Source organism: Roseomonas gilardii (assembly GCF_001941945.1).
Lineage (GTDB): Bacteria > Pseudomonadota > Alphaproteobacteria > Acetobacterales > Acetobacteraceae > Roseomonas.
Genome location: NZ_CP015583.1, coordinates 4,187,136 through 4,198,451, shown reverse-complemented (window position 1 = coordinate 4,198,451; position 11,316 = coordinate 4,187,136). Strand labels below are relative to the sequence as shown.

Annotated in this window: 9 protein-coding genes; 3 read left to right on the top strand and 6 right to left on the bottom strand. The window is 68.9% G+C overall.

Annotated features, from left to right (window positions below; all coding sequences use genetic code 11):
- Positions 1 to 192: 192 nt before the first annotated feature.
- The 6 genes from RGI145_RS18960 to RGI145_RS18935 all read right to left on the bottom strand — a co-directional run bounded on the left by RGI145_RS18960 (position 193) and on the right by RGI145_RS18935 (position 6,897).
- The gene (locus RGI145_RS18960; protein WP_019463082.1) at positions 193 to 480 is read right to left on the bottom strand and encodes an SWIB/MDM2 domain-containing protein; all 288 of its coding nucleotides are present in this window, start codon (positions 478 to 480) and stop codon (positions 193 to 195) included.
- 250 nt (positions 481 to 730) lie between these two features.
- Complete coding sequence (locus RGI145_RS18955) at positions 731 to 1,627, bottom strand: ABC transporter permease subunit (protein ID WP_051418074.1); 897 nt, start codon at positions 1,625 to 1,627, stop codon at positions 731 to 733.
- On the bottom strand, positions 1,624 to 2,544 hold the full coding sequence (gene gsiC / locus RGI145_RS18950) for a glutathione ABC transporter permease GsiC (protein ID WP_075799601.1): 921 nt from the start codon (positions 2,542 to 2,544) through the stop codon (positions 1,624 to 1,626). Before gsiC ends, RGI145_RS18955 begins: the two co-directional genes overlap by 4 nt.
- Positions 2,544 to 4,103 (bottom strand): glutathione ABC transporter substrate-binding protein GsiB, encoded by a 1,560-nt coding sequence (gene gsiB / locus RGI145_RS18945; RefSeq protein WP_237183135.1) that lies wholly within the window; start codon positions 4,101 to 4,103, stop codon positions 2,544 to 2,546. The genes gsiC and gsiB overlap by 1 nt, the downstream gene beginning before the upstream one ends.
- Positions 4,104 to 4,280: 177 nt before the next feature.
- Positions 4,281 to 6,119, bottom strand: a complete 1,839-nt coding sequence (locus RGI145_RS18940) for an ABC transporter ATP-binding protein (RefSeq protein WP_156878686.1) — start codon at positions 6,117 to 6,119, stop codon at positions 4,281 to 4,283.
- A 304-nt stretch (positions 6,120 to 6,423) separates the two neighbouring features.
- Positions 6,424 to 6,897: a nuclear transport factor 2 family protein gene (locus tag RGI145_RS18935; RefSeq protein WP_075799600.1), complete on the bottom strand. Its 474-nt coding sequence runs from the start codon at positions 6,895 to 6,897 to the stop codon at positions 6,424 to 6,426.
- Positions 6,898 to 7,373: 476 nt separating this feature from the next.
- Between RGI145_RS18935 and RGI145_RS18930 the strand changes: the two genes are divergently transcribed.
- From RGI145_RS18930 to RGI145_RS18920, 3 genes are all read left to right on the top strand, one after another.
- Positions 7,374 to 8,894 (top strand): sugar ABC transporter ATP-binding protein, encoded by a 1,521-nt coding sequence (locus tag RGI145_RS18930; RefSeq protein WP_075799599.1) that lies wholly within the window; start codon positions 7,374 to 7,376, stop codon positions 8,892 to 8,894.
- Positions 8,895 to 8,925: 31 nt separating this feature from the next.
- Entirely contained in the window at positions 8,926 to 9,966 is a 1,041-nt protein-coding gene (locus RGI145_RS18925) for an ABC transporter permease subunit (protein WP_156878604.1), read from the top strand.
- Positions 9,967 to 10,033: 67 nt separating this feature from the next.
- Positions 10,034 to 10,957, top strand: a complete 924-nt coding sequence (locus tag RGI145_RS18920; RefSeq protein ID WP_075799598.1) for an ABC transporter substrate-binding protein — start codon at positions 10,034 to 10,036, stop codon at positions 10,955 to 10,957.
- Positions 10,958 to 11,316 lie beyond the last annotated feature (359 nt).

The window sequence follows — 11,316 nt, the reverse complement described above, 5'->3', positions numbered from 1 at the left end:
AGGTGGACCGGCAAGCTTCCAAAGAGGAAAATCACGCTGCCCACGCTGGGGGCACAAGCAGTCGCCGGGAAGCGATCCGATTGTCAGCAAACGCCGACAAACCGGGTCCAGGGCTCGAAGAGTCCTGGCGGAGTGGGGGTCTGGGGGCGAGGCAGAGCCTTGCCCCCAGGGCCAGGAACCGGCCGCCCGGCCTTACTTCAGGTGCTGGGCGAGGTACTTGTTCATCTCGAACATGGTGACCTTGTCCTTGCCGAAGACCTTGCTCAGCTTGTCGTCGGCCAGGATCTCGCGCTTGTCCTTCGGGTTCTGCAGGTCATGGGCCTTGATGTATTCCCAGACCTTGCTGACGACCTCGCCACGGGCCAGCTTGCCCTCGCCAACGACGGCGGCCAGCTCGGGGGAGGGCTGGAGCGGTTGCTGCAGCGCGTTCGGCTTGTCGCTCTTGGCCGCCGGCTTCTTTTCCGTGGTCTTGGTGCTCATCAAGTCACTCCGAATCCGTTCCGTCCGAGATACGCGACGGCTTGTTGCACAAGCAGTTGAAGGAGGCGAGGGTTGCACCCGCCCCCAGGCCAGGGCCGTTGACCCGTCTGTGGCGGATGGGGCGAGCCCCCGCAACTGATAGCGGCGATGCAAGGGATGCTGGCGAAACCCGCAGCCGCTGGCAAGCCACATCGCCGCGGCTTGGCGATGGGCCTGGAATTTCAGCGGACAAGCCCTGTTGCCGTTCCGGTCAGCGCAGCTTCTGGTCCAGCGCGTCGCGCAGCCCGTCTCCCAAAAGATTGAAGGCCAGCACCGTCAGGAAGATGGCAAGCCCGGGAAAGAAGGTCAGGTGGTCCGCCACGCCGAGATAGGAGCGCCCGTCCGCCAGCATGGCCCCCCATTCCGGCGAAGGTGGCTGCGCCCCCAGGCCCAGGAAGCTCAGCCCCGCCGCCACCAGGATGGCGGTGCCGATGCGCAGCGAGGTGGTGACGATCACCCCCGGCAGCGTGCCGGGCAGGATATGCCGCATCACCAGCGCCCAGCGCTTCACGCCGATGGAGCGCGCCGCCTGGACATAGAGCGTCTGCTTCAGTGCCAGGGTGCTGCCGCGCACCACCCGGGCATAGATCGGGATGCTGAACACCGCCACGGCATAGATGACGTTCGCCACGCCCGGCCCCAACAGCGCCACCACGGCGATGGCGAGCAGGATGCCGGGGAAGGCCAGCATCACGTCGCAGAGCCGCATGACCAGGCTGTCCACCCAGCCGCCGAAGAAGCCGCTGACGAGGCCCAGCGCCACGCCGAGCACGCCGCCCAGCATGACCGAAAGGAAGCCGACCGAGAGCGAGATCTGCGCGCCCCAGAGGATGCGGCTGAAGATGTCGCGCCCATAGGCATCCGTGCCCGCCCAGTGCAGGGCGGAGGGGCCGGCCAGGATGTTGTTGTAGTCGGGCTCGGCCGGGTCGTAGGGCGCGATCCAGGGCGCGGCGATGGCCGCCAGAACCACCAGCAGGATCAGGGCCCCCGCCACCAGCGCCACGCGCTGGTGCAGGAAACGGCGCCAGAACTCGCCCCAGGGGGACTGGATCTCCAGCGGCGCGGTCGTGCCCGTGCCGGCGATGTCGTCGAGGGGAGCGTCGCTCATTTCAGGCGAATCTCCGGGTTCACCACGGCGTAGAGCTGGTCCACGACGAGGTTGATGAGGACGAATTCCAGGGCGAAAAGCAGGATCAGCGCCTGGATCACGGGATAGTCGCGGTAGGAGACGCTGTCGATCAGCAGCCGCCCCAGCCCGGGCCAGGCGAAGACCGTCTCGATCACGATGGCACCGCCGAGCAGCGTGCCGAATTCCAGCCCGGTCATGGTGATCACCGGGATCAGCGCGTTGCGCAGGGTGTGGTGCCAGACCACGCGCCGCTCCGGCACGCCCTTCATGCGCGCGGTGCGAACATAGTCCTCCGACGCCACCTCGACATAGGCGGAGCGCGAGAAGCGCGCCAGGATCGCCGCCACCGTGGTGCCCAGGGTGAAGCCCGGCATGATGAAGCTGGTCCAGCCCTCGTAGCCGCCGGTCGGCAGCCAGCCGAGCCGCACCGAGAAGATATTGATCAGCAGCAGGCCGAGCCAGAAGGAGGGGAAGGAGATGCCGGAAACGGCGAAGATCATCCCCAGCCGGTCCTGCCACTGGTTGCGCTTCACGCCGGAGAGGACGCCGATCAGCACGCCGACGACGGTGGCCCAGACCATGGCCACCACCGTCAGCCAGAAGGTCGGCATGAAGCGCTCGCCGATCTCCTCCAGCACCGGGCGCTTGGTCTTGGTGGAACGGCCGAGGTCGCCCCGCAGCGTGTTCCCCATGTAGCGCAGGTACTGGTCCCAGATGGGCCGGTCGAGGCCCATCTCCTCGCGCACCAGGGCCACGTCCTGCGCCGTCGCATCCGGTCCGGCCACCAGCCGCGCCGGATCGCCCGGCAGCAGGCGGACGAAGGCGAAGACGAAGATCGACACCGCGACCAGGACGGGCACGGCGCCGAGCAGGCGGCGCAGGGCGTAGCCGAGCATCAGGAGAGCGCCGCTTCCTCGATGAGCAGGCCGCCATCAGGGATGCGATACATCCCGGTCAGCTTCTTGCTCTTGGCCGAAAGCACGTTCTCGACGCCGAGGAAGATCCAGGGCGCGTCCTTCCAGATCCGCGCCTGGGCATCCTTGTACAGCGCCTCGCGCTTCGCCGGATCAGCGGTGGCGATGGCGGCCTCCAGCGCCTTGTCGACATCGGGGTTGCTGTAATAGGCCGTGTTGTAGAGCTTCGGCGGGAAGCCCTGGCCCCAGAGCAGCGGACGCAGGCCCCAGTCGGCATCGCCGGTCGAGGAGGACCAGCCGCCGTAATAGGTCTGGATCTGCGCCTCCTCCGGCGTCTGCACCGACCATATGCGGTTCTGCAGCACACCGGTCTCCATCGGCATGACGTTCACCTTCACGCCGACCGCGGCGAGCTGCTGCTGCATGAACTGCACGCCGCGCTGCGCCAGCGTGTTGTTCTGCGCCCACATCTCCGTCTCGAAGCCGTTGGGATAGCCTGCCTCGGCCAGGAGCTGCTTCGCCTTGGCGACATCGTAGGCATAGGGCTGCTGCTGGCTGTAGAAGCCCAGCTTCGGCGGGATCGGGGCGTCGAGCGGCTGCGCGAAGCCGTTGTAGACGACCTTGGTATAGGCCTCCTTGTTCACCGCGTGGTTCAGCGCCTGCCGCACCCGCACGTCGCTGAACGGCTTCTTCATGCAGTTCAGCGAGACGTAGCGCGCGATGATCGACGGGCTGTCCACGATCTCGACATTCGGGCTGCGCTGCACCACCGCGGCCATCTCCGGCGGCAGGGGGTAGATGAACTGCGCCTCGCCGGTCTGCAGCATGGCGATGCGCGCGCCGTTCTCCGGCACGGAGCGGAAGGTCACCGTCTCCACCTTCGGCAGGCCGGGCTTCCAGTAGCCGGTGTTCTTCTTCACCTTCAGCGTATCGGCGTTCCAGGACACGAAGGCGAAGGGGCCGGTGCCGACCGGGTTGCGCCCGATCTCCTTGCCGAACTGTGCGATCGCCTTGGGGCTCAGCATCATGCCGGCCGGGTGCGCGATGGTGTTCACGAAGGCGCCGAAGGGCTCCTTCAGGATCACGCGCGCGGTCATCGGGTCCACCACCTCGACCCGGTCGAGCATGGCGAGCAGGCTCTGCCGCTTCAGCCGGTTGTCGGGGTTGGCGACGCGCTCGAAGTTCACCTTCACCGCCTGGGCGTCGAAAGGCGTGCCGTCGTGGAAGGAGATGCCCTGGCGCAGCTTGAAGGTGAAGACCTTCGCGCTGTCATCGGCGGCGTAGCTCTCGGCCAGCACGGGGATGAGCTTCATCTCCGGGTCGAAGCCGTAGAGCCCTTGCAGCATCATCCGGCAGGCCGACTGCGACAGCGTGTCGTTGACATCGGCCGGGTCCAGGCCGGTCAGGTTGTCGGGCACGCCGACCACGAGGTCGTTGGCGGCGGCCTGGGCCGGCGTCACCTGGCCCAGCCAGGGCAGGGTGGCGGTCACGCCCAGCGCGCCCATCAGGGCGCGGCGGCGGATGGCGGGGAAGTCGGTCACGAAATCCTCCTCTTCGAGCGTGATGGCTGTAGGCCGGAACGGCCGAAGGCCTGAATCACGCGAGCTAACACCGAGCGTGATGGCTGGAGGCCGGAACGGCCGGAAGCCTGGATCACGCGAATGAACGTCAGGCGTGGTGACAGGGGGCCGGAAGGGCCGGAGACCCGGTTCACGCGATCAGTACAGGCCGCCGACATGGTGCCGGGCGACGAAATGGTCAGGCCCGACCGGCACCAGCGGCGCCACCTCGGGCGGGTCGTCCGGGCGGCGCAGCGGGCTCGGCACCTCGCTGTCGTCGAGGCCGCGGTCATGGCCGCGCCGCGCCGGATCGGGAACGGGCACGGCGGCCAGCAGGCGCCGCGTGTAGGGGTGCTGCGGGTTGTTCATCACCGCCTGCCGGGGGCCGATCTCCACCACCTGGCCGAGATACATCACCGCCACGCGGTGGCTGATCCGCTCCACCACCGCCATGTCGTGGCTGATGAAGAGATAGGCGATCCCCATCTCGCGCTGCAGCCGCATCATCAGGTTCACCACCTGGGCGCGGATCGACACGTCCAGCGCCGCCACGGATTCGTCGGCGATGATGACCTGGGGCTCGGAGGCCAGGGCGCGGGCGATGCAGACGCGCTGGCGCTGGCCGCCGGACAGCTCGTGCGGATAGCGGCGCGCGTGCTCGGGGCCCAGGCCGACCTGGGTGAGGAGCTGCGCCACCCGGTCCTGCACCGCGCGGCCGCTCAGCAGCCTGTGGGTCAGGATCGGCTCGGCCACGGAAAAGCCCACGGTCAGGCGCGGGTCCAGCGAGGCGAAGGGGTCCTGGAAGACGAACTGCACGCCGCGCCGCAGCCGCGCCTCCCTGGCATCGTCGAGCGTGGTCATGTCCTCGCCGGCGAAGCGGATCTCGCCGCCGACCGGCTGCTCCAGCCGGATGATGGAGCGCCCCGTGGTGGACTTGCCGCATCCGGACTCGCCCACCACCGCCAGGGTCTCGCCGGGGCGGAGCGCGAAGCTCACCTTCTCCGCCGCGTGGATACGCCCCGCCAGGCGGCCGAAGAAGCCGCGCTTCACGTCGAAGCGGGTGGTCAGGTCGCGCACCTCCAGCACCGGCTCGGCGCCGGGGCGCACCGTGTCCTGCGGCTCGGGCGGCGGGGCGTCCGGCATGGCGAAGGGCTCGGGCAGGGGCTTCGCCGCCAGGCTGCCCAGAACCGGCACCGCGGCCAGCAGGCGCTGCGTGTAGGGGTGCCGCGGCGCGGCGAAGATGCGCCCGACCTCGCCTTCCTCGACCTGCTCGCCCCGCCGCATCACCACCACGCGGTCGGCGATCTCGGCCACCACCCCCATGTCGTGGGTGATGAAGACCATGCCGAGATCCGTCTCCTTCTGCAGGGCGCGGATCAGCCGCAGCACCTGGGCCTGCACCGTGACGTCCAGCGCCGTGGTCGGCTCGTCCGCGATCAGCAGGCGCGGGCGGCAGGAAAGCGCCATGGCGATCATCACGCGCTGGCGCATGCCGCCCGACATCTGGAAGGGATAGCGTCCGAGCTGCCGCGCCGCCTCGGGGATGCGGACGCGCTCCAGCATCCGCTTCGCCTCGGCCATGGCCGCAGCGCCGTCCAGGCCCTGGTGCAGCTCGATCGCCTCGGCGATCTGGTCGCCGACCTTCAGCACCGGGTTCAGGCTGGTCATCGGCTCCTGGAAGATCATCGCGATCTCCGGGCCGCGCAGGCGCCGCATGGCCTCCGGCGTCTCCGTCGCCAGGTCGCGCAGCCGGCCCTCGCGGTCGCGGAACTCGATGCGGCCGCCGGTGATCCGCCCGCCCGCATGGTCGATCAGCCGGGTCACGGCCAGGGAGGTGACGGACTTGCCGGAGCCGCTCTCGCCCACCAGCGCCACGGTCTCTCCGGGGGCCACGGACAGGTCCAGCCCCTTCACGGCGGTGAAGCCGCCGAAGCCCACGCTCAGCCCGGAGATGCGGAGCAGCGACACGTCAGGGGAGGAGGCGGGTACGGAGGGCAAAAGCTCGGGTCCCTTCATGCGGAGGGGCGAAAAGAACGGGCATCGCCGGGTCTGGCCCGGCATCGCCGCCAGGGTGGCGGGACGCGGGACATCCGGCCCTGCCCGGCATGGGGGTGGAAGAGCGAAGGTGGCCGGACGTTCAGCTTCCGGCCACCCTGTCCCCTGTGCGCCGCCTTCTAGCCCCGCCGGGCCGGTTCGGCCAGAGGCCGGCGGCCCTATGCGGATGGCGGCCCGTTCTCCCTTCCGGACGGGAGGCCTCCGCCACCCGCCAGGGTTCCGGGCACGCGATCCGGCGCCGCGCCCGTCAGGCCGCCTTCAGCGGACAGCTCTGGCGCGCCAGCAGGCGCCACTGGCCGGCATCCTTCTTCCAGACCTGCATCACCGCGATATAGGAGCGGCCGGTGCCACCATCCGGCAGGATATCCGCGCCATCCCAGACATGGCGCAGGATCGCGTTGTCGCCCACGATCTCGGTCCAGACCTCGGTGAATTCCAGGCTCCGGTAGTTCGGCTTCCCGCCGCCGAACTCGGCGATGAATTCGCTCTTGGTCTGGTTCTTGCGGCCACTCGAATGGCCATAGCTGACCTTGTCGTGCAGCAGCGCGGCGAGCTTTGCCGCGTCGCCGTTCTGGATGGCGACCCGCAGCGCCTCCAGCGCGGCGGTCACGGATTTCGCGTCGTCCTCGGCGGCAAAGGCCGGGCCGGCCGCGGCCACCAGGGCAGCGGCGCCGGCCATCGCGACCAGGCCACGGCGGGATTCCAGGATGGTCCCGGGCATGGTGTCTCCTCCTTGTCTTGTTGCGGCGCAGCCGACAGGGATGACAGCCGGGCCGGAGGAAGGCTTACAGGCGGCGGATCGTGACGCTCAAGACAGTTTTCCTTGCGGGCGTGTCATCTTCGCGCGGCATCCGGCACGCGGCTTCCCGCCGTCCGGGCCGATGCGCTTCACGGCGCCGTCATGGATGGACAAAGCGTGACCAAGATGAGGCTGGCGAAGACGGTGCGAAACCGTTCATGATCTTCGCACAACAAAGAATACAAAGGGAGGATCGGTCATGCATCGGTCCCTGTTCCGTCATCCCGGCCTTCCGCTCCTCGCGCGGCCCTGTCCCGCATCCATCGGCCGTGGCCGGTGGAGAGGGCGGGATTTCGCCGGACCGTTGCCGCAGTCCCGGACTTCCTGAGGCACGGCCCGCCCGCCGGGGCCGCGGATGCCTTCTCCCTCATGCAGCGCGACACACGGATGGAAGGTGGATGGAGCAGTCGAGTGAAGCCACGCCGCGTCTCGAGATGCGCGACGTGTCCAAGAGCTTTCCCGGCGTCAAGGCGCTGGACAAGGTCCGGCTGAAGGCCTGGGGCGGCGAGATCCTGGCGCTGATGGGCGAGAACGGCGCCGGCAAGTCCACGCTCATGAAGATCCTGTCCGGCGCCTACCAGGCCGATCCGGGCGGGCAGATCCTGATCGACGGACAGCCCGTCTCGATCGCCGACCCGATTGCCGCGCGGCGGCTGGGCATCGCGATCATCTACCAGGAGCTGGCCCTCGCGCCCAACCTGACGGTGGCGGAGAACATCCATCTCGGCCGCGAGCCTTCCCGCGCCGGGCGCATCGACCGCCGCGCGATGCGCGAGGGCTGCCGCGCCGTGCTGGAGCGGCTGGGGGCGCCCTTCACGCCCGATACGCTGGTGGGCACGCTTTCCATCGCCGAGCAGCAGCTTGTCGAGATCGCGCGCGCCCTGCAGGCGGAATCCAAGATCCTGGTGCTGGACGAGCCCACCACGGCGCTCTCCTCGCGCGAGACGGAGCGGCTCTTCGCCCTGGTGCGGCAGCTCCGGGCGGAAGGGATCGCGCTGATCTACACCAGCCACCGCATGGCCGAGATCTACGAGCTCGCCGACCGCGTCACCGTGCTGCGCGACGGTAGCTATGTCGGCACGCTGGAGCGCGGGGAGATCGACGCGCCCCGGCTGGTGCGGATGATGGTCGGGCGCGACCTGTCGAGCTTCTACAAGAAGGCGCACAACCCGCATGGCGGCAAGGGGCCGGTGGTGCTGGAGGTGCGCGGCCTCACCGACGGCGGCCGACGCGTGCATCCCTGCGACCTGACCCTGTATCGCGGCGAGGTGCTGGGCATCGCCGGCCTCGTCGGCTCGGGGCGGACGGAACTGGCGCGGCTGATCTACGGCGCCGATCCGCGCGCGGGCGGCGAGGTGCGGCTGAACGGGAAGCGCGCCGAGATCCGCTCGCCCGGCGAGGCGCTGGAAGCGGGCATCGCCTATCTGACCGAGGACAGGAAGGGGCTCGGCCTGTTCCTCGACATGTCCTGCGGCGGCAACATCAATCTCGGCGTCATCGCCCGCGACGCGCTGCCCGGCGGCGTGCTCAACCTCGCCGCCGGGCGCCGCCGCGCCGCCCATGCCTTCGGCGCGCTGCGCGTGCGCGCCGCCAGCCCGCAGGTCACGGTCGGCGGGCTTTCCGGCGGCAACCAGCAGAAGGTGCTGTTGTCGCGCTGGCTGGAAACCGCGCCGCAGGTGCTGATCCTCGACGAGCCGACGCGCGGCGTCGATATCGGCGCCAAGTCGGAGATGTACCGCATCATCGACGAGCTGGCGCAGCGCGACATGGGCGTCATCGTCATCTCCAGCGAGTTGCCGGAGATCATCGGCATCTGCGACCGCGTCCTGGTGATGCGCGAAGGGCGCATCGCCGGCGAGGTGCGCGGCTCCGAGATCACCCAGGAAGCCATCATCGCCCATGCGACCGGCGCGCATTGAGGCCGGGGCATGAGGCCAGGGAGGAACGCGGATGAGCGAGACCGGGAAGGCGCCCCTGCCATCCGGTGCCCCCGTCATGCCGGGCGGCGCCGGGCTTTCGGCACGCCGGGCGCAGCTCTGGAGCATGCTGCAGGCCATCGGCATGCTGCCGGTGCTGATCCTGCTCTGCATCCTGTTCCATGTGCTGAGCGAGGGGCGCTTCTTCAGCGTGCAGAACCTGTCGATCGTGGCGCAGCAGGCCTCGATCAACAGCGTGCTGGGCGCCGGCATGACCTTCGTGATCCTGACCGGCGGCATCGACCTTTCGGTGGGCTCGGTGCTGGCGGCTTCGGCCATGTCGGCGCTGATCGTCTCGCTGCTGCCGGAGATGGGCTGGCTCGGCCTGCCCGCGGCGCTGCTCACCGGGCTCGGCTTCGGGGTGATCAACGGCGCGCTGATCGCCTTCGGCAAGCTGCCGGCCTTCATCGTCACGCTGGGCTCGCTTACCGCGGTGCGGGGCCTGGCGCGGCTGATGGGCGGCGACACCACCATCTTCAATCCGGACCTGCCCTTTGCCTTCATCGGCGAGGCGAGCATCCCCGTGGCACCCGGCATCGGCATTCCCGTGCTGGCGGTGATCGCGCTCGCGGTGATCGTCCTCTCCTGGTACGTGCTCCGCCGCACCGTGCTGGGCGTGCGGATCTATGCCGTGGGCGGCAATGCCGCCGCGGCGCGCCTGTCGGGCATCAAGGTCTGGGCGGTGCTGCTCTTCGTCTATGCGGCCTCCGGCCTGCTCGCCGGGCTGGGCGGCGCCATGGCGGCGGCGCGGCTCTTCGCCGCCAACGGGCTGCAGCTCGGCCAGTCCTATGAGCTGGACGCCATCGCGGCGGTGATCCTGGGCGGCACCAGCTTCGTCGGCGGCATCGGCTCGATCTGGGGCACGCTGGTCGGCGCGCTGATCATCGCCGTGCTGACCAACGGGCTGATCCTCACCGGCGTCTCCGACATCTGGCAGTTCATCATCAAGGGGCTGGTGATCATCGGAGCGGTGGCGCTCGACCGGTTCCGGCTGCAGGGCAGCGCGCGGACCTGACCGATCGCGGCGGGGCCGCACGCTCCGCCGCGCGACAACGAGAACCGAGAAAAAGGAAAACGTCGGAATGCTGAAGACCATCCTGCTCGCCGGCGCGGCGATGCTGCTCTCCACCGGGCTGGGCATGGCCAAGGATGTGACATCCGTCGGCCTGAGCGTCGGCTCGCTGGGCAATCCCTATTTCGTGGCGGTGGGCAAGGGCGTCGCCGATGCCGCCCATGCCATCGGCCCGAACGTGAAGGTGACGACCACCTCGGCCGATTACGACCTGAACAAGCAGGCGAGCCAGATCGACAACTTCATCGCCTCCGGCGTGGACCTGATCCTGGTGAACGCGGTGGACCCCAACGCGCTGATGCCCGCCATCCGCCGCGCCAAGGCCGCCGGCATCACCGTCGTGGCGGTGGATGTCACCGCCGCCGGGGCCGACGCCACGGTGCAGACGGACAACGTCGAGGCCGGCGCGATCGCCTGCGACTACATGATCGGCAAGATCGGCGGCAAGGGGAACGTGATCATCCAGAACGGGCCGCAGGTCTCGGCGGTGATCGACCGGGTGAAAGGCTGCAAGGAGGAGCTGGCCAAGCATCCGGAGGTGAAGCTGCTGTCCTCCGACCAGGATGCGAAGGGCTCCCGCGACGGCGGGCTGAACGTGATGCAGGCGCTGCTGACGCGCTTCAGCGACGTGCAGGGCGTCTTCGCCATCAACGACCCGCAGGCGATCGGCTCCGACCTCGCGGCGCGGCAGCTCAACCGCACCGGCATCGTCATCACCTCGGTGGACGGTGCGCCGGATATCGTCAGTGCGCTGAAAGGCAAGACGCAGATCCAGGCCTCGGCCAGCCAGGACCCCTACACCATGGGCAAGCTGGCGGTGGAAACGGGGCGGGACATCATGGCCGGCAAGAAGCCCGAGAACCCGATGATCCTGATGCAGCCCAGGCTCGTCACCCGCGACAATGTCGGCGAGTATCCGGGCTGGACGCGCTGACGGTTCCCGCTTTCACGGGATTGGGGCCGTCCGCCATGTGTGCCGTTACAGTGTTTTAGGGTTTTAGCATTTTAATGTTTTAGCCCTTTATCCGCCTGGGCGGGTGCGGGGCTTCGTCCCGGAGCCAGAGACGCTGCTATGGGCGTTGACTTTATTCCTGTAGCCCACGCGGAGTTTGGGAAGCAAGGATATTGGAGCCGTGTTCCGATCCGCGCGGCGGCAGGATACGTGGCCGGGGGGGAGGCTCTGCCTTCGCCCCCGTAACCCCCCATCCGCCAGGACTCTTCGAGCCCTGGCCCCGGTTCGTTGGCTTTTGCTGACGCCAGATCCGTCCGTGCCGAAGGATCGGCGTTTCAGGC